The sequence below is a fragment of the Rossellomorea vietnamensis genome (assembly GCF_008180615.1).
GTDB lineage: Bacteria > Bacillota > Bacilli > Bacillales > Bacillaceae_B > Rossellomorea > Rossellomorea vietnamensis_D.
This window is the reverse complement of the sequence record NZ_VTEH01000007.1, coordinates 75441-93810: the sequence shown is the minus strand read 5'-3', so window position 1 is coordinate 93810 and position 18370 is coordinate 75441. Positions and strand designations below refer to the sequence as shown.

Annotated in this window: 19 protein-coding genes; all 19 read left to right on the top strand. The window is 44.9% G+C overall.

What is annotated here, in order from left to right; translation table 11 throughout:
• Positions 1–203: 203 nt before the first annotated feature.
• The 19 genes from rho (at position 204) to wecB (ending at position 18300) form a co-directional block, all read left to right on the top strand.
• Positions 204–1469: a transcription termination factor Rho gene (rho, locus tag FZC79_RS11225; RefSeq protein WP_148939307.1), complete on the top strand. Its 1266-nt coding sequence runs from the start codon at positions 204–206 to the stop codon at positions 1467–1469.
• A 276-nt stretch (positions 1470–1745) separates the two neighbouring features.
• Positions 1746–1958: a 50S ribosomal protein L31 gene (gene rpmE / locus FZC79_RS11220; protein WP_148946886.1), complete on the top strand. Its 213-nt coding sequence runs from the start codon at positions 1746–1748 to the stop codon at positions 1956–1958.
• A gap of 330 nt (positions 1959–2288) precedes the next feature.
• A complete protein-coding gene (locus FZC79_RS11215; RefSeq protein WP_148946885.1) occupies positions 2289–2903 on the top strand; it encodes a thymidine kinase in 615 nt (204 codons plus the stop codon).
• 547 nt (positions 2904–3450) lie between these two features.
• Positions 3451–3882 (top strand): hypothetical protein, encoded by a 432-nt coding sequence (locus FZC79_RS11210; protein ID WP_148946884.1) that lies wholly within the window; start codon positions 3451–3453, stop codon positions 3880–3882.
• Between the two features lie 91 nt (positions 3883–3973).
• Entirely contained in the window at positions 3974–5044 is a 1071-nt protein-coding gene (gene prfA / locus FZC79_RS11205) for a peptide chain release factor 1 (RefSeq protein ID WP_148946883.1), read from the top strand.
• Positions 5044–5910 carry a peptide chain release factor N(5)-glutamine methyltransferase gene (prmC, locus tag FZC79_RS11200; RefSeq protein WP_148946882.1) on the top strand — a complete coding sequence of 289 codons (867 nt, stop codon included), beginning with the start codon at positions 5044–5046 and terminating at the stop codon, positions 5908–5910. Before prfA ends, prmC begins: the two co-directional genes overlap by 1 nt.
• Positions 5911–6143: 233 nt before the next feature.
• Entirely contained in the window at positions 6144–6995 is an 852-nt protein-coding gene (spoIIR, locus tag FZC79_RS11195; protein ID WP_148946881.1) for a stage II sporulation protein R, read from the top strand.
• Positions 6996–7098: 103 nt separating this feature from the next.
• A complete protein-coding gene (locus FZC79_RS11190; protein ID WP_148946880.1) occupies positions 7099–7542 on the top strand; it encodes a GNAT family N-acetyltransferase in 444 nt (147 codons plus the stop codon).
• 259 nt (positions 7543–7801) lie between these two features.
• Positions 7802–8848: an L-threonylcarbamoyladenylate synthase gene (locus FZC79_RS11185; protein WP_148946959.1), complete on the top strand. Its 1047-nt coding sequence runs from the start codon at positions 7802–7804 to the stop codon at positions 8846–8848.
• 211 nt (positions 8849–9059) lie between these two features.
• Positions 9060–9614, top strand: a complete 555-nt coding sequence (locus tag FZC79_RS11180) for a manganese efflux pump MntP (RefSeq protein ID WP_148946879.1) — start codon at positions 9060–9062, stop codon at positions 9612–9614.
• 197 nt (positions 9615–9811) lie between these two features.
• A complete protein-coding gene (locus FZC79_RS11175; protein ID WP_435873941.1) occupies positions 9812–10255 on the top strand; it encodes a low molecular weight protein arginine phosphatase in 444 nt (147 codons plus the stop codon).
• Between the two features lie 24 nt (positions 10256–10279).
• Positions 10280–11575 (top strand): methyl-accepting chemotaxis protein, encoded by a 1296-nt coding sequence (locus FZC79_RS11170; protein WP_148946877.1) that lies wholly within the window; start codon positions 10280–10282, stop codon positions 11573–11575.
• A 209-nt stretch (positions 11576–11784) separates the two neighbouring features.
• Entirely contained in the window at positions 11785–12231 is a 447-nt protein-coding gene (gene rpiB, locus FZC79_RS11165) for a ribose 5-phosphate isomerase B (RefSeq protein WP_148939297.1), read from the top strand.
• A 40-nt stretch (positions 12232–12271) separates the two neighbouring features.
• On the top strand, positions 12272–12838 hold the full coding sequence (locus tag FZC79_RS11160; RefSeq protein WP_148946876.1) for a TIGR01440 family protein: 567 nt from the start codon (positions 12272–12274) through the stop codon (positions 12836–12838).
• Between the two features lie 199 nt (positions 12839–13037).
• Positions 13038–13571, top strand: a complete 534-nt coding sequence (locus FZC79_RS11155) for a sigma-70 family RNA polymerase sigma factor (protein WP_148946875.1) — start codon at positions 13038–13040, stop codon at positions 13569–13571.
• Complete coding sequence (locus tag FZC79_RS11150; protein WP_148946874.1) at positions 13568–14566, top strand: anti-sigma factor; 999 nt, start codon at positions 13568–13570, stop codon at positions 14564–14566. The genes FZC79_RS11155 and FZC79_RS11150 overlap by 4 nt, the downstream gene beginning before the upstream one ends.
• Before the next feature lie 196 nt (positions 14567–14762).
• Positions 14763–16004 carry a serine hydroxymethyltransferase gene (gene glyA, locus FZC79_RS11145; RefSeq protein WP_148946873.1) on the top strand — a complete coding sequence of 414 codons (1242 nt, stop codon included), beginning with the start codon at positions 14763–14765 and terminating at the stop codon, positions 16002–16004.
• 499 nt (positions 16005–16503) lie between these two features.
• Positions 16504–17133 carry a uracil phosphoribosyltransferase gene (gene upp / locus FZC79_RS11140; protein ID WP_113928275.1) on the top strand — a complete coding sequence of 210 codons (630 nt, stop codon included), beginning with the start codon at positions 16504–16506 and terminating at the stop codon, positions 17131–17133.
• 18 nt (positions 17134–17151) lie between these two features.
• Positions 17152–18300, top strand: coding sequence for a non-hydrolyzing UDP-N-acetylglucosamine 2-epimerase (gene wecB / locus FZC79_RS11135; RefSeq protein ID WP_148946872.1), 1149 nt, complete (start codon positions 17152–17154; stop codon positions 18298–18300).
• The last annotated feature ends 70 nt before the right edge of the window (positions 18301–18370 follow it).

The following is an 18370-nucleotide window of genomic DNA, read 5'->3' as shown; positions in this document are numbered from 1 at the left end:
AGGCTCACCGCCCGCCCCGCGGAGTCGCGCGCCTGGAGCGGAAATTTTGCTGTGAACCAGCCAAAATCTTTGTGGAAAGAGCCATAAAAAATACTTCACAAGAAATTGCTTCTACTATTTCTTCTTATTCATTATCCGGTAATTTTTCCTATCATAACGATCTCCATATGGTAGATTTCAAATAATTAAAGAGTGGTGTCATTATGGAATTAACAATTAAAAGCTTAGAAAACATGAAATTAAAAGAACTTTATGAACTAGCAAGAGAGTACAAGATTTCCTACTATAGCAAGCTGACAAAAAAAGAACTCATATTTGCCATCCTAAAAGTGAGAGCTGAAAAAGAAGGCTTCTTTTTTATGGAAGGTGTATTGGAAATCATCCAGTCGGAAGGTTTCGGATTCCTGCGCCCGATCAATTACTCGCCGAGTGCGGAGGATATTTATATTTCCGCGTCCCAAATCCGCCGTTTTGATTTGAGGAATGGAGACAAGGTTTCCGGGAAAGTGCGTCCTCCTAAAGAGAATGAACGCTATTTTGGGTTGCTTCATGTAGAAATGGTCAATGGAGTGGAACCGGAAGCTTCCAAGGACCGTGTCCATTTCCCAGCTCTTACTCCTTTATATCCTGACCGTCAGATTATGCTTGAAACGACAACAAGTAAAATTTCAACACGCATCATGGATTTGATCTCCCCTGTCGGCTTCGGCCAGCGTGGATTGATTGTCGCTCCTCCAAAAGCAGGTAAAACAATGCTCTTAAAAGAGATTGCCAATTCAATCACGACCAATAATCCTGAAGCTGAATTGATCATTCTTCTAATCGATGAGCGACCTGAGGAAGTAACGGATATTGAGCGCTCTGTTGAGGCGGAAGTAGTGAGTTCGACATTCGACGAGGTGCCGGAAAACCATATCAAAGTGGCTGAGCTTGTTTTGGAGCGAGCCATGCGTCTTGTTGAGCATAAACGCGACGTGATCATTCTAATGGATAGTATTACACGTCTGGCGCGTGCTTATAACCTGGTCATCCCGCCAAGCGGAAGAACACTTTCCGGCGGTATCGATCCTGCTGCCTTCCACCGTCCAAAGCGTTTCTTCGGTGCTGCCCGTAACATAGAAGAGGGTGGAAGCTTGACTGTACTGGCGACGGCTCTTGTTGATACCGGCTCCCGTATGGATGATGTGATCTATGAAGAATTCAAAGGAACTGGAAACATGGAACTTCATCTTGACCGTGCACTTGCAGAAAGAAGAATCTTCCCTGCGATCGATATCCGCCGTTCCGGAACACGAAAAGAGGAGCTTCTTATTCCAGCGGAAAACCTTGATAAGCTGTGGGCCATCCGAAAAGCGATGTCCGACGCGCCGGATTTTGCAGAAAAATTCCTGCGCAAGCTGAAAAAAACCAAGACCAACGAAGAATTCTTCGACATTCTACATGAAGAATCCAAAGGCAGGCGCTCCTAAGCGGGTATCTCCTGTTAAGGATATTCCTTTGTCGTGCTTTAAAGCGTTACATCACTGAAAGGGGCAAGTCCTTTTAGCGGCGTCGAGAGAAAAAGTAAAAATTTTTCCAGCTTGAAAACCAGGTTGCATTTCAGGGCTGTACTTGTTATAATATTGTCAGTGTGTTTTTAAAGTGGATGCGGTAAGGGGCTGGTCAAACGGCTTATGCTCATATCGCATATTTTGGAATATATAACTCTGTCTCAGATGATTCAGGGCGGAAGGAGATGAAAAAGAATGAAACAAGGAATTCATCCAGATTACAAAAAAGTGATGGTTACATGTGCTTGCGGTAACGAGTTCGAAACAGGTTCTGTTGAGAACGAAGTTAAAGTAGAGGTTTGCTCTGAGTGCCATCCTTTCTACACTGGTCGTCAAAAATTCGCTGATGCCGGCGGACGTGTTGATCGTTTCAACAAGAAATACGGCCTTAAAAACCAAGAACAATAATTTTAGAAAAACAGCGGAGCGATTCCGGGTCCCTGTAAGCACTTGTGCTTAACAGCTTCCTTGGAGTCCTCCCTTTCTAAACTTTAAAGAAAACAGGCAAGGAATTATGCTTGCCTGTTTTTTATTTCTCTTTTATGAGAAAATAAGGAAGAATCAGGTGGAGGCAGTAATCGGACTGCACCCCTTTTTTTCTGAAATGGACCTTTTTAGACATTCTTCTCCGGCTGCACCAGCTGTTATTGCCTTTATTATTTCTTTTATAGAGGTGCAGCGGAATACATAGGATGCATTTCATAAATTCATCGATCGAGGAAGGAGAGGGCTAATTTCATGTATCTCATGAAACAGACCGGATGGTTGGAAGTAATTTGCGGAAGCATGTTCTCTGGAAAATCTGAAGAGTTGATCAGACGTGTCAGAAGAGCACAATTTGCCAAGCAGGAAATCATGGTCTTCAAACCGAAATTAGATAACCGCTATAGTGAGGAAGCTGTTGTTTCCCATAATGGAACATCTGTGATCGCCAAACCTGTTGAGTCTTCATTGGAGATTCTCGGAGAGGTGACAGCCAGTGTCGATATAGTCGCTATTGATGAAGTCCAGTTTTTTGATGAAGGTATTGTGGAAGTCGTGCAGAAGCTTGCGGATGCAGGTCATCGAGTCGTCACTGCAGGACTGGATCAGGATTTCCGCGGAGAACCATTTGGTCCGATGCCCCGCCTCATGGCTGCTGCTGAACAAGTGACCAAGCTTCAGGCTGTATGTTCTGTCTGCGGATCACCCGCAAGCCGTACACAGCGCCTGATCGATGGCCGACCTGCCGGATACGATGATCCGATTATCCTTGTCGGAGCTTCGGAAGCGTATGAACCAAGGTGCCGGCATCATCACCAGGTACCTAAGGGTATCAGTGTCAGCCAGGAATCGATCGTTAAAGAAATATAATTTTTACCGGGAGCCCACAAGCTCCCGGTTTTTTATTGTTTGGGAAGATTTTATTGCGGGGAGACTGAGTTTTATCATTCACATAAGCTTTTTCTTAAAAAATGCTGCTTTACCTTTTTTATAAGCTTGAAACAGCCTGCGGGACTGGTGTTCATTATCTCCTCGGGGTCAATGCAGGTACTACAATCTTAAAAATAGAGGAAAGGATTTCCCTTAATTACTAAATAGCAGGGAAAACAGCATAAATAGAGGAAGAAAATTCTCTTAATTGACTTGAAATACTGAAAAAAGGTTCATCTGCTGTTAATAAGGGAAAAACCTTCCCTTATTTATCCTCGAAATGTGCTCTCATCTACAATTAGCGGTAAAAACTTCTCTTATTTTTACCGCCAGCCTAAGCGCCCGGTCCAGTGGCGTCGTGTGGCTGAAGCGGAAATTCATGACTTTAACAGCCGCAACTATTAGCTTCAATGCTTTTGTTCCTTCCAAATTTCAAACGGTATAACCTCTATGTCCTGGGACAACCTATGCTCAGGAGGTGTTTCAGATGAGAAAGGTCTTAAGTTTAGCGGCTCTTACCATCTTACTGACAGCATGTGGAGCACAGAATGATAATCTTTACGTGCAGGATGAAGATCAGGGCGGCAGACGGTTCGTTAATAATGATTTAAATGATGTGGACACGAATCAAAAAGTCGATCAGCCTATGGAGACGAATCAGAACCCCAATTTTATTGATTTAGCGGAAACGCAGCCAAATAAAGGTACAGATGTCAACAAGGCAAGAGAGGTCATTGAAGTATACACAGACTATGAACCAGGCCAGGTCTGGTTAAACGGCCAGCAAATGTGGGTCACAGCTTATACTCATGATGAAATGGCACAGGACAAACGTAATAAAGAGGAAGCAGATCTCCGCAAGCGTTTAACCAGAGCTTTTCCGAGGTATAATGTAAATGTACAGATTCAAGAACGGTAAAAGGGAGACTTGCCCTTTTACCGTTTCTTGTGTTTGAGGCCGGCATATAATATAATTGTACTGTTATGGATTAAAATTGAGGTGAATAGCTGTGTTCGATCGTTTACAGGCAGTGGAAGATCGTTATGAAAAGCTGAATGAGCTTTTGAGCGATCCGGAAATTGTGAATGACCCAAAGAAGCTAAGAGAATATTCTAAGGAACAATCTAACATCCAGGAAACTGTTGAAGCATATCGTGAATATAAGGAAGCTACGTCCCAGTTCAAAGACGCCAAATCAATGCTTGAAGAAAAGCTTGATTCAGAAATGCGTGAAATGGTTAAAGAGGAAGTTTCCGAATTGGAAGAACAAATTGAGAAGCTGGAAGGGAGAATGAAGATTCTTCTTATTCCTAAAGACCCGAATGATGACAAGAACGTAATCATGGAGGTCCGAGGAGCAGCAGGCGGAGATGAGGCTGCCCTGTTTGCCGGTGATCTTTACCGTATGTACAGCCGTTTTGCGGAAGCGCAAGGCTGGAAGACCGAAGTCATGGAAGCGAACTCTACTGGTGTCGGCGGTTACAAGGAAATCATTTTCATGATTACCGGAAATGGCGCCTATTCCAAAATGAAATATGAAAATGGTGCACACCGCGTACAGCGTGTTCCTGAAACAGAATCAGGCGGCCGGATTCATACGTCAACGGCAACTGTTGCGTGTCTTCCTGAAGCGGAAGAAGTGGAGATCGATATCCATGAAAAAGATATCCGTGTCGACACATTCGCATCCAGCGGACCGGGCGGACAGAGTGTTAACACCACGATGTCAGCTGTTCGTTTGACACATATGCCTACTGGAGTCGTCGTTTCATGTCAGGATGAAAAATCCCAGATCAAGAATAAAGAAAAGGCGATGAAAGTCCTTCGTGCCCGTGTCTACGACAAGTTTCAAAGAGAAGTACAGGCAGAATACGATGCCAACCGTAAGTCTGCTGTCGGTACCGGCGACCGCTCCGAGCGTATCCGTACGTATAATTTCCCGCAAAACCGCGTAACGGATCACCGCATTGGTTTGACAATCCAAAAACTCGATCAGATTTTAGAAGGTAAAATGGATGACGTCATTGACGCACTCATCCTTGAAGACCAATCTAAACTGCTTGAAAGACTGGAAGAATAATGAGTAATTGCAATAACGTTTTTGAAGCCCTTAAATGGGCTTCTTCTTTTTTGATAGAAAATAAGCGGGACGAAAATGCGGGAGAACTATTAATAAAGCATCTTTTAGAGATGGACAGGTCCCAGCTGCTGGCTAATCAAAGAATGGTATTAAGCGACAAGGTGAAGCTTGAGTTTGTTCGTGGAATCACCAGTCATATCCAGGGAACACCGATTCAGCATATCATCGGCCATGAGGAGTTTTACGGCCGGAGATTTCGCGTCAGTGAGCATGTGCTGATTCCACGTCCTGAAACCGAGGAACTGGTGTATCATACTTTAGATAAAATCAAGAAGCATTTTGCCGGGCAGGATCAATTGAAACTGGCCGATATCGGAACAGGGAGCGGTGCGATTGCGGTTACGCTGAAATTGGAGGAACCGGAGCTGGCTGTATCGGCAGTGGATATTTCCTCGGAAGCGTTGACGGTGGCGGAGAAAAATGCCGAGGCATTGGGGGCGCAGGTTTCGTTTTTGGAAGGCGATTTGCTGCAGCCGTTAATTTCGGCTGAGGAGAAGCTGGATGTGCTTGTTTCGAATCCGCCTTATATCCCCTTGAGCGACCTGGATTCTTTATCGGAAGTGGTGAAGGACCATGAGCCGCACTCGGCACTTTTTGGAGGCGAAAGCGGCTTGGATTTCTACCAGCGTTTTATGGAAGAACTTCCAAAAGTCATGAAAAGCAGGTATCTAATCGGATTTGAAATTGGGGTTGGACAGGGTGAAGCGGTTGCTGGAATGCTCAGAGGCGCATTCCCTGATGCCCGCACGGAAATTATCCATGACATCAATGGCAAAGACCGGATGGTTTTCTGTACAAGAGGCTAAAGGATTCAATTGAACTTTAGTCCATTAAAGCACTAATAGGGACAGTCCCTTTTAGCCTGGCAGCGCATCAACGCGTTGCTTTGCTATAAGGGACTGTCCCTTCTGCTGCTTTAAAGCAAAGAAGCAAAATCCTATGATTCTAGCAGAATTCTTTTTTTGAAGTTTTTCGATTTTGCTAGTTTAAGAATTGTGATTTCTGTCCACACTGTTTTACTGAAGGGACGGTGGAGGAAATGAAATCAACTAAATTAGCCTGGATGTACATAATCACTTTAAGTATTGGAACAATCTTAAGTTTATATATACCGAAACAGGAGTCAATTTCCGCGCAGCAGGAGGTTCAGGTCATTCCGAATGAAGCGATTCGATTGAGGATCCTGGCCGACAGCGACAAGGAAGAAGATCAGGCAGTCAAACGCTTGATCCGTGATAGAGTCAATGAAGAGATTACAGAATGGGTGGAAAGCCTTGCTTCACTAGAAGAGGCGCGCTCTACCATCAAGGCAGGTCTTCCTGAACTACAAGAAATAGCCGAACAAGTGATGGAAGAGGAAGGGGTATCACAGACGGTCAAAGTGAAATTCGGGAAAGTCGATTTTCCTACAAAGCTTTATGGGCAGTTTTTATACCCTGCCGGTGAGTATGAAGCGATCTTGATTACGTTGGGAAGCGGCCAAGGAGCCAACTGGTGGTGCGTCCTTTATCCTCCGCTTTGCTTCCTCGATTTTTCAAGTGGAACGGCTGTAAGAAGCCCTGGGTTTGAATCAACGGCTGAAGCCAGTGAATTGGAGCAGGAAGTTGATTTGCCTGTAACGGAGGAGTCCGATGTGTCAGCAGGTGCTTCGGATGAAGAGCAGCAGCCGGAAGCTTCAAGTGCAAGCGAAACGCGGACAGTCAGCGAGGCGGTTATCATCGAAGAGACGGATGTTGTGGCAGCAAGTGGACAAGTTGTGGATAATCCAGCAGAGGAAAAGGGTACGGAAGATGAGGCACCGACAGAAAAACAACTTTTTGTAGAGGAAGAAGAAAGTGAAGTCGAGGTAAGGTTCTTCGTGATAGACCTTTTAAAAGGGCTTATGAATTAAAGTGATAGAGAGATTCTTATCAAAAGAATCTCTTTCTTGTTCTATTCTCTCTCTCATTACATATCTATTAACTATAAAGATAAAATGAGAGAGGGGCACAAATATGTTGAAAACAATCCGGAGAGCATTGGAGAGGGATATTGAACCAATAAAGGGATTCCTGGAGAGAGCAGAATTGAGTACCGTGGGAGTAGAAGGCAGCATTGATAATTTTTTAATCGTAGAGAATGAAGAATGCGGGATTGAAGGAACTCTGGGTCTGGAAATTCTGGAAAGGACAGGGCTGCTGAGATCACTGGTGGTCAAGCCGACAATGGATGGCGAAGATTTATTCGCTTTATTTCAGGAGATTCTTCAGTTGGGAAGGGAAAAACAGTTATCTTCCTTATATCTGGTGTCCAATAAGCAGGCATCTGTTCAATTTTTTCACTTATTAGGTTTTCAACAAGTGGATAAGTCTCATTGCTCAGAAGAATTACAGCAGTTCACACACGCCAAAGCGTTATCCACAGTGGATAACTGTACAATCATGTGCTTTCAATTCTGAGTATTTAGTATGTTAACGCTTTAAAGCAGTGAGAGGGACTGTCCCTTTCACTGCTTTAGTGCGTTAAAGGTGAATTCCGGATGTTCACATAGTTATACACAATTTTTTGGAGGTTATGCACATTTTGTGGATAAGATTTGAATAACTGTGTCGATTCTTATATACTTGCAAAAGTAGAAATGATATAGGATAGTTAAAATTCACATGGAAATAAGCTTTTTCCTGCACTATTATGTTTGAAAAGATAAAGGTGATAATGATGAAGACGAATTACTGGATTGTGGAGAACAATGTGGATAGTAATAAAAGTTGTCCACAAATTGTGGAAGCCTCTCAATTTTTAAAGAATAATGAGGTCATTGCCTTTCCAACTGAAACGGTTTATGGACTTGGGGCGAACGCGAAATCGGATGAGGCGGTGGGAAAAATTTTTTCAGCCAAGGGCAGACCGAGCGATAATCCCCTGATTGTCCACATATCCAATAAGGAACAGTTAGCCGAGCTGGTCGAAGAGATTCCTCCTGCAGCTGAGACCTTTATGAAAAAGTTTTGGCCTGGGGCATTGACGATTATTTTCAAGAAAAAAGAGGGAGTCCTTTCGGAAAGGGTAACGGCCGGATTGGATACGGTAGCCATCAGGATGCCTGATCACCAAGTGGCGCTGGCATTGATAGAGGCGGCGGACCTGCCGATAGCCGCACCGAGCGCAAATGTATCAGGCAGGCCAAGCCCGACAACTGCACAACACGTTATCAAAGATTTGGCCGGCAAAATCAGCGGCGTCATTAACGGCGGGGAAACAGGTGTTGGAGTAGAATCCACTGTCGTTGACTGCACATCAGAGATTCCTGTGATTTTGAGACCGGGCGGAGTCACAAAAGAGCAGCTGGAAGAGGTGTCCGGACCAGTCCACGTGGACCCCTCACTGAAAAAAGGGGAGGGTGCCCCAAAATCACCTGGAATGAAATATACTCATTATGCTCCCGACGCGCCATTGGTGCTGCTGGACGGATCTGTGGAATGGATACAATCGCTCATAGATGAAAAAAGAAATGAAGGATTGAAGGTCGGGATGCTGACTACGGAGGAAAATAAAGATTCCTTCCAAGCGGAACATATCCTTGTCTGCGGAAGCCGGTCAGATTTGAGCTCAGTGGCTCATTCACTGTATGACATATTGAGGTCCTTTAATGAAAGTGATGTGGATATCATTTTTTCTGAGACATTTCCCCAGGAGGGCGTTGGAATGGCGATTATGAACAGGCTGCAAAAAGCGGCGGGGTACCAGTTATTGAAAGAGAAGTAGCGTAGAGTGGTACAACGCATTGGCGAGGTTAAAAAGAGTTATAAGAAAAAAGGCAGCTCCTCTATTAAATGAGGGGGCTGCCTTTTTAAATTTTTTATTCATTTCTTTTCTGGGACACAAGACACTTCTCGCAGCTTTTGTATTTTTAAGAAATAAATTCCTTTGGACGTGCATAGAGTGTGATGTAGGCACGTCCAAAGGGGGATAAGAAATGACGACCGTTCTAGCTGAATTGTTTACGTTGATGTTGATGGCATTTGCACTAGGGATGGATGCCTTTTCGATAGGTATAGGAATGGGAATGATACAGCTTCGCTTACGACAGATATTTTACATAGGAATTACGGTAGGGCTTTTTCATGTATGGATGCCGCTGCTTGGGATGATGACAGGAAAATTTCTTTCTGAAAAATTCGGAGCGTTTGCTGCCTATGCCGGCGGTGTGCTGCTGATCGTGCTGGGAATCCAAATGGTTTTGGCGAGTTTTAAAGATGATGAAAGTTCAGTGATGACTCCGGTGGGCTTCGGCCTATTGCTGTTCGCGCTGAGTGTGAGCTTGGACAGCTTTTCAGTCGGCTTGACGTTGGGAATATTCGGGGCAAGGACTGCCGCTGCGGTAATTTGTTTTGGCGCGGCTGCCACAATCCTGACTTGGGCAGGACTGCTGGTCGGCCGGCGGGTCCAAGGGTGGCTTGGCTCTTACAGCGAAGCGCTTGGAGGCTTCATACTCTTCGCCTTTGGAGTTAAACTTCTGCTGCCATTTTAGATTTGCTTTAGTCCACTAACGCGCTAAGAGGGACAGTCCCTCTTAGCGCTTTAATGCGTTAATGCACAAATAGGGACTGTCCCTTTCAGTACGTTAAAGTGCTGATGGGGAGTTTTTTATTTTGTAATATAATTTTTTTTAGAGTGCTATAGAGTTGTTGGACATTGGCTTATAATAGGGGTAAGGAGATGGTCAGGATGAATATTTTATTTGTGTGTACAGGAAATACGTGCCGCAGCCCGATGGCGGAAGCGCTGCTAAGGCTTAAAGGGAAAGATGGATTCCACGTCAAATCTGCAGGAGTTTTTGCAGCAGATGGACAAAAAGCGTCCTTTCAGACTCAAGAAGTTTTAAAAGAGAACGATATAATACATGAACACCAATCCAGTTCTTTGACCCCTGAACACATTCAGTGGGCAGACTATATTTTTACGATGACAGAGGGCCATAAGCAAAAAATTGCTGCCATGCATCCCCAGGCGGCAGACAAAATGTTTACCCTTAAAGAATTCATTACAGAATCCGCAGTGGATCGTGATGTTTCGGATCCTTTCGGCCGCAGTGTGGAGGTTTACCGGACCACCTATAAAGAACTGGATGCTTTGATCGACAGGTTGATAGAGAAACTTAAGAAATCTTGAGGAGTACGGAAGGGGAACTTTGGTGTGAAAACGGATGAGAAGAAAAACTACAAATTTGGGTTGAGGAAGAAATTGGTCTTATTCATTACGCTGCTGGCTGTCATTACATACTCCACCAGTGCACTTTTTATTTATTATATCCGCCCGACTTTTGCGGCCGGAATGAACGAAGCGGTCTTTACGACGGCGACATTGGCAATGGGAATCTTCTGGTCGGGTGTCCTGGCATTTTTCGTGGCAGGTTTTATCACTAAGCCGCTCCAAAACTTGGAAAAAGCTGCAATTGAGGCTTCCCGCGGGAATATCCATGATGACGTACAACTGCCGAAATCCGATGACGAAATTCGTTCTCTGGGCACAGCTTTTAACGACATGCTGGCCAACCTAAGAGAAATGGTTCAAAACATTGATGAAAATTTCAATAAAACGAATAACACAGTGGTCAATATATCAAGTGCGTCATCAAAGGCATCCACACAGGCGGAAGGAATCGCTGTAACCATAAGCGAAATCTCGGCAGGTGCTGAAAGTTCTGCTGTATCGATTCAATCGACGGCTGAATCGGTTGATGATGTCATAAGAATTGCACAGGAAGTCCAAAACCGTTCAAAATCCTCCGAAACGATTTCAACAGAAATGCTGAAGGATCTTCAGGAAAGCAAAAAAGTGATTAACTCCCTTGTTGAAGGAATTGCTGCTCTGGCGAAAGGAAATGAAGATTCCCTTGAGGCTGTTCGACGCTTGGAGGATAACGCTAAAAAAGTGGAGCAGATCATCCAGCTTGTCGGGGATATTGCAGCTCAAACGAACCTGCTCGCCCTCAATGCTTCCATTGAAGCGGCAAGAGCAGGGGAACACGGCAAAGGCTTTGCGGTGGTTGCAGAGGAAGTAAGGAAACTTGCGGATGAAAGCGGTAAGGCAGTACAAGGAATCTCAGACCTAATTAAAAATATCCAGTCTGAAGTCAGCAACGTAGTGGGCAGGATCACGACCCAGGTGGAGAATGCCAATAATGAAGTACAAAAAGGCAATCAAACAAATGTGGTAATTGAGGAAATGACTATGACCATCAACGACATGGCTCAATCCGTGCAGCAAATCTCAGGTCTTGTGGACGAGCAGATGGACTATATTCAATTAACCTCGAGGCAGTCCCAGGAAGTAGCGGCCATAGCGGAGGAAACTTCTGCAGGGGCAGTTGAAGTAGCGGCTGCCACAAAAGACCAGGCTTCCGTCATGGAAAATGTCGAGCAGCTTGCTCTTGACCTGCAAAAACAGGCGGAGAGCCTGAAAAGCACCATTACCCGTTTTCGGTTATAAGCTAGATATAGACCCGTCAGATATTGGTTGACGGGTCTATTTAAAATCCGGGTGGTGACAGTCACCACCCGGATTTTGTCTTTGTTTGTCGAATGCTTTTGATTAGCGATATTCTTCAGTAATTTCAGTTCAAAACCAATTATTCTTTATAATTTTCAATGGGTATGTAAAAATTAAACTATAACTCATTATGGCAGGAGGAATACGGCATGAAAGTGGCAATTGCATCAGATCATGGCGGTATGAATATTCGGGAAGAGATAAAAGATTTGCTGAATGAACTAGGAATCGAGTTTGATGATTTTGGCTGTGAATGTGATACATCCGTCGATTATCCAGACTATGCCCAGCCTGTTGCCGAAAAAGTGGCGAGCGGGGAATATGACCGGGGCATCCTGATTTGCGGGACCGGAATTGGGATGAGCATTTCAGCCAATAAGGTAAAAGGGATCCGCTGTGCGCTTGTGCACGATTTATTCAGCGCAAAAGCAACCCGCGAGCACAATAACAGTAATGTTCTCGCTATGGGTGAAAGAGTCATCGGACCGGGTCTTGCCAGAGAAATCGCAAAGGTATGGCTGGAGACTGAATATGAAGGCGGACGCCATGAGCGCCGTATCGGCAAGATTGCTGAGTATGAAGAGAGAGTCAAATAAGTTACTACAGTCTGTAAGTGGAGAGAAGGAGGCAGTGAAGATGGATGTCGAAGTTCTCAAAAACCAACTGAATTCCATATTGACAGAGTTCAAAGAGCAGTCGCCTTTAAAACAAGGAAATCTGCTGGTCATAGGCTGCTCGACCTCAGAAGTGATTGGGCAGAAAATCGGAACGGCAGGAACCTCGGAAGCGGCTGAAGTCATTTTTGATAGGGTAAAAGCGTTCGCCTGGGAACATGGGGCAGGCTTAGCCTTTCAATGCTGCGAACACCTCAACCGCGCCCTGGTCATGGAGAGGGAATGGGCTGACAAAAGAGGCTATGAAGAAGTGTCGGTGATTCCGGTTCGAACAGCTGGGGGAGCCATGGCGACTTTCGCCTATGAAAAATTTGAAGATCCAGTAGTAGTGGAATTTATCAAGGCCGATGCTGGAATCGACATTGGCCAGACGTTCATCGGCATGCACATGAAGCACGTGGCTGTCCCGATCCGTGTTTCGCAGAAGATGCTGGGAGAAGCACATGTCTCACTTGCCAAAACAAGGCCAAAGCTTATCGGAGGGACCCGTGCTGTCTATGAACCAACACTAGAAAATAAATCATGCTAACAGGGCAGTAGAGAATGGCGGACAATCGTTCCGTCATTTTTTTATGGGATGGAGTGCCCTCATGCTTTAGCACTTTAAAGCGCCATCAGGGACAGTCCCTCTTCGCGCTTTAAAGTGCTAAAGCGAAAATATTTCATTTATTTTGTAACATTCTCATCGCTCAAACGTTGACTAAGTAGATAGAAAAGGGGGGGAGCTGGTGCATGATGAACAGAGGCATAGTCTGGAGTCATTATATCGAAAGTATGCAGAGCAGTTATTTTACTACCTGGTAAAGCTGTCAGGCAGCAAGGAATTGGCAGAGGACCTCGTCCAGGAAACGTTCATCCGTGCAACGGTCTCCCTGGAATTTTCAGAAGCGGAAAATGCAAAGGCATGGCTTTTCAAAGTGGCCAGGAACGTATATCTGGATGAATGGCGTAAACGTAAGAGAAGGGAGAGGATCCCGTTTCTTTCAAGGTTGATGAAAGAAAAAGAGATGGTCAGTCCCTATGGAATTCCTGAAGAAGAAGTGGTCAGGCAGGCTGGGATTCACGAAATAAAGGAGCTGCTCATGCATTTGCCGGAAAAGTACAGGACGATCCTTTATCTAAGGGAATACGAGGGATTTTCATATAAAGAGCTGCAATCATCTTTAGAGTTATCAGAGGCACAGGTAAAAACGGAGCTATTCAGAGCAAGGAAAAAGTTAAAGGAAATTTATGAAAAAGCAGAAAGGAGTGAGGGCCAATGACGGATTGGGATAATAAGCTGGAAAACAAAATCATGAGGAAGTATCGTTTTAAATTTACTGCCCGCATCGTTCAGGTTATCATAGCGGTCTTTTTGCTCTATTCTTTCTATATCATGGGCGTAAATATAGTAGCGGATTCTTTGAAATGGAATCATAAACATCTCTACAACATCAATCTCATGCTTGATTGGAAGTTTCCAAATGTGAAATCCACGATGTCACATCCCATAAGTGAAACCAATGGACTCTGGACACAAAGAATGGAGGTGCCGCTTTTCGAGCAAATTGGGAAGGAAGACTTCTCGGCAGGGACCATTCATATGAAAAAGGGACTTCTTCCATGGAGTTCTCAACTTCGATACGAGTGGAATAATGACCAGCCCGCTGAACATTTTAGATTTTATCTGCCGGAGAATCCTAAGACGGGCGATAAATATGCACCCGAGACTTCTGAATCTGCGTGGTCCACTTTAGAAAAGGTCCACGAGGGGACTGTTTCAGAGCTTGCTTTCTCGACAACCGAATTTATGGTTGCGGACGATCTTCAAAAAACCTTGGAAAAGTATGATTTGCAAGTGCTCTGGATGCCGCTGTATACAGGGGAAATGAAAGAGTTTAATGCCGGCTTTAGTTCCGGCGGCAATGATATGCAGCTGATGGGAGTGTACGGGTTATCGAGCGGCCGTACTCATGATGAAGACTATATGTCTCAATCACAAATGCTACTGGACTCGAGACATCTGGATGAATTACAGCAAGCGATGCTGGACAGTATGGAAACATTATTAAAAGAAGAGGATGAAGATTATTATGAGAACTTCCTTGGCCTCGACCACCTGCAAAAGAGATATGATTATCTGAAAAAAGAAGGATTCAGCGTCTATGGAGCCGTTGTGACAGGTCCTGTTAAAGAGCTGCTGAAACTTAAAGAAATCGAGGGGATTCACGGAGTGCAGGTCGGCGGCATGGAATACTGGAACTGGGATCGCTATTAATTGTGCTTTAACACGCTAAACAACTAAAAGGGACAGTCCCTCTTAGTGCTTTAAAGCAATGAAGCGCTCCCTGCACGGCTCCTTTTTACAAGTTTATTCTCCGGGAGAATCATGTTAGAATATAAAAGGAATTTGAATTTTTCGAGATTGATAGAAACGGTATGTAAACGTTTCCGTAAATTGAAGGGGGATCCGTATGAGCAAGATTGCAGTGCAAGATCAAGAGCTTTATAAAGCGATTCAAGATGAGCTGCATCGCCAGCAAACGAAAATTGAACTGATTGCTTCAGAAAACTTCGTCAGCGAAGCCGTAATGGAAGCACAGGGGTCGGTTTTAACGAATAAGTATGCAGAAGGCTATCCTGGACGCCGCTACTATGGCGGATGTGAATATGTCGATGTTGCCGAGAACCTCGCGCGTGACCGTGCAAAGGAAATCTTCGGTGCAGAGCATGCGAATGTTCAGCCGCATTCCGGCGCTCAGGCCAACATGGCGGTTTATTTCACTGTTTTGGAGCAGGGAGACACAGTCTTGGGGATGAACTTGTCCCATGGCGGACACTTGACTCACGGAAGCCACGTAAACTTCAGCGGAATCCAGTACAATTTCGTCGAATACGGTGTGGATAAGGACAAGCATGTGATTGACTATGATGATGTCCGCCAGAAGGCAATTGAACATAAGCCGAAGATGATTGTTGCGGGTGCATCTGCATACCCTAGGGAAATCGACTTCAGCAAGTTCCGTGAAATTGCGGATGAAGTAGGGGCGTATCTCATGGTGGACATGGCTCACATCGCAGGGCTTGTTGCGGCTGGTCTGCATCCAAATCCGGTACCGCATGCTGATTTTGTAACGACAACGACTCATAAAACCCTTCGCGGACCTCGCGGCGGCATGATTCTTTGCCGTGAAGAGTTTGCGAAAAAGATTGATAAATCCATCTTTCCTGGAATTCAGGGCGGCCCGCTGATGCATGTCATCGCAGCGAAAGCATTGGCATTCGGTGAAGCCCTTCAAGACGATTTTAAAACATATGCACAGAACATCATCGACAATGCGAAACGCCTGGGTGAAGGCCTTGTAAAAGAAGGCATGGAGCTTGTGTCGGGCGGAACCGATAATCACTTACTTCTATTGGACCTGCGTTCGTTAGGCATGACAGGAAAAGTGGCTGAAAAAGTCCTTGATGATATCGGAATTACGACAAACAAAAACACGATTCCATTCGACCCGGAAAGTCCATTTGTAACAAGCGGCATCCGTATTGGAACAGCTGCGGTTACTTCCCGCGGATTTGGATTGGAAGAGATGGACGAAATTGCTTCGATCATTGCCTTCACGCTTAAAAACCATGAATATGAAGAGAAACTGGAAGAAGCACGAAATCGTGTAGAGGCATTGACTGCAAAATTCCCTTTATATGAAAATAAATAAGATGTAAGTCAAAACCGCCAGCTTAGTTGGCGGTTTTTTCTAATGGTATTGAACCTCTAAGCCGGGGGTTCAAGAGAGTTGAGTAACAAGTTATATATAAGCGGACATTTCCGGTTAAGCTGTAGAATAGGAATCGATTTGGGGAAGATAAGCGTACATTTTCCGCTTAAGCACAGTAAACCCTACCTTTTCAGCATCTTTTTAAGAGGATAAGGGATCCGCTTATTTTAGTTGTTTTTGATGCTGTTTCTTAAATAAGTGGAAGCTCTCCCCTTATTTCCCGAAAACTTTTTATCACCCTGTATCCCTTCCCGGCAGCAGCTTTTAACACTGCTGTCCAAGATGTCCGACTATCTCAATATCTGAAAGAACATCTCCCTTTTTTACGAGAAAATGACATCTTTCCACAAACGTTGCCACTCACTATACTTTTATGTAAAATAGGACGGAGTATAAATATGAAAAGCAACGTTATTTTTACATAAAAGGAGAGATTTCAGTGGGAAAAGTATATGTATTCGACCATCCATTAATCCAGCATAAGCTGACGTTCATTAGACAGAAAGAAACGGGAACGAAAGAATTCCGTGAGCTTGTAGACGAGGTGGCTTCATTGATGGCCTTTGAAATCACTCGTGATATGCCTTTAGAGGAAATTGAAATTGAAACACCTGTAAGCAAGGCAACAACCAAAACGCTTGCCGGTAAAAAGCTTGGAATCGTACCGATCCTGCGCGCTGGCCTTGGGATGGTAGAAGGAATCCTGAAACTGATCCCTGCTGCGAAAGTGGGACATGTAGGTTTGTACCGCGACCCGGAGACACTTCAGCCTGTTGAGTACTATGTAAAACTTCCAAGTGATGTCGAAGAGCGTGATTTCATCGTCGTTGATCCAATGCTGGCTACCGGCGGGTCGGCTGTCGAAGCGATCAATTCACTGAAAAAGCGCGGAGCCAAAAACATTAAGTTCATGTGTTTAGTAGCATGTCCTGAAGGGGTAGACGCCATTAAGAGTGCCCACCCGGATGTGGACATCTACATCGCTGCCCTTGATGAGAAACTGAACGAAAAAGGATATATCGTTCCTGGACTTGGCGATGCTGGCGATCGTTTGTACGGCACAAAATAATAAGAAGCAGGTGAAACAATGGAAAAGCCTATCAAAGTAATGACGATTTTCGGTACCAGGCCAGAGGCGATTAAAATGGCTCCATTGGTATTGGAATTGAAAAAGTATCCAGATCATTTTGAGACGGTTGTAGCTGTTACTGCACAACACCGTGAAATGCTGGATCAAGTGCTGGCAATCTTTGATGTTAAACCAGACCATGATCTTAACATAATGAAAGACCGGCAGACTTTGATCGATGTCACGACGCGGGGACTTGAAGGTCTTGATAAGGTCATGAAGGAAGTCAAACCGGATATCGTACTGGTTCATGGTGATACGACGACTACCTTTATCGCAAGTTTGGCCGCTTTTTACAACCAGATTGCTGTCGGCCATGTGGAAGCGGGTCTCCGAACATGGAATAAATACTCGCCTTTCCCTGAAGAGATGAACCGTCAGCTGACCGGAATTATGGCGGACCTTCATTTTTCACCAACAGAGAAGTCTGCTCAAAACCTGTTGACCGAAAACAAGAAAGAAGACAGCATCTTCATTACAGGAAACACGGCGATTGATGCGCTTAAAACTACTGTAAAAGATGAGTATTCTCACGAAGTTCTTGAAAAAGTCGGAGAGGACAGGCTTGTTCTGTTGACAGCCCACCGACGCGAAAACCTTGGCCAGCCGATGAGAAACATGTTCCGTGCCATCAAAAGGCTTGTAGAAGAACATGATGATATCCAGGTGGTCTACCCTGTACACCTTAACCCTGCTGTGCGCGAAGTGGCGGATGAGGTGCTTGGAAATGACCCAAGGATTCATTTGATTGAGCCGCTGGATGTCATTGATTTTCACAACTTCGCTTCCCGTGCCTACCTGATCCTGACTGATTCGGGCGGCGTCCAGGAAGAAGCGCCATCACTAGGAGTGCCGGTTCTTGTCCTCCGCGATACAACCGAAAGACCAGAGGGTATCGAAGCGGGAACGCTTAAGCTTGCAGGTATTGAAGAGGAAAACATCTACACTCTGGCCAAAGAACTGATTACGGACCAGGCGGCTTATGAAAAGATGTCCAAGGCCGCCAATCCTTATGGAGACGGCTATGCTTCCTTAAGAATCACCGAAGCTATCCGCTACTATTTCAACGATCTCGAAGAAAGACCAGAATCATTCAAACCGCAATAACCAACCTGAAGCCCGCCTCTCTACTACAAGAGGCGGGCTTCACTGCTTTAAAGCGACAAAAGGGACAGTC

Bases quoted from the DNA above. Each gene is read 5' to 3' on its own strand.
- FZC79_RS11175 (WP_435873941.1), top strand. From the start codon at position 9,812: ATGAATATTTTATTTGTGTGTACAGGAAATACGTGCCGCAGCCCGATG.
- wecB (WP_148946872.1), top strand. From the start codon at position 17,152: ATGGAAAAGCCTATCAAAGTAATGACGATTTTCGGTACCAGGCCAGAG.
- FZC79_RS11215 (WP_148946885.1), top strand. From the start codon at position 2,289: ATGTATCTCATGAAACAGACCGGATGGTTGGAAGTAATTTGCGGAAGC.
- spoIIR (WP_148946881.1), top strand. From the start codon at position 6,144: ATGAAATCAACTAAATTAGCCTGGATGTACATAATCACTTTAAGTATT.
- FZC79_RS11210 (WP_148946884.1), top strand. From the start codon at position 3,451: ATGAGAAAGGTCTTAAGTTTAGCGGCTCTTACCATCTTACTGACAGCA.
- FZC79_RS11190 (WP_148946880.1), top strand. From the start codon at position 7,099: ATGTTGAAAACAATCCGGAGAGCATTGGAGAGGGATATTGAACCAATA.
- prmC (WP_148946882.1), top strand. From the start codon at position 5,044: ATGAGTAATTGCAATAACGTTTTTGAAGCCCTTAAATGGGCTTCTTCT.
- glyA (WP_148946873.1), top strand. From the start codon at position 14,763: ATGAGCAAGATTGCAGTGCAAGATCAAGAGCTTTATAAAGCGATTCAA.
- rpmE (WP_148946886.1), top strand. From the start codon at position 1,746: ATGAAACAAGGAATTCATCCAGATTACAAAAAAGTGATGGTTACATGT.
- rpiB (WP_148939297.1), top strand. From the start codon at position 11,785: ATGAAAGTGGCAATTGCATCAGATCATGGCGGTATGAATATTCGGGAA.
- rho (WP_148939307.1), top strand. From the start codon at position 204: ATGGAATTAACAATTAAAAGCTTAGAAAACATGAAATTAAAAGAACTT.
- FZC79_RS11150 (WP_148946874.1), top strand. From the start codon at position 13,568: ATGACGGATTGGGATAATAAGCTGGAAAACAAAATCATGAGGAAGTAT.
- FZC79_RS11180 (WP_148946879.1), top strand. From the start codon at position 9,060: ATGACGACCGTTCTAGCTGAATTGTTTACGTTGATGTTGATGGCATTT.
- FZC79_RS11160 (WP_148946876.1), top strand. From the start codon at position 12,272: ATGGATGTCGAAGTTCTCAAAAACCAACTGAATTCCATATTGACAGAG.
- FZC79_RS11185 (WP_148946959.1), top strand. From the start codon at position 7,802: ATGAAGACGAATTACTGGATTGTGGAGAACAATGTGGATAGTAATAAA.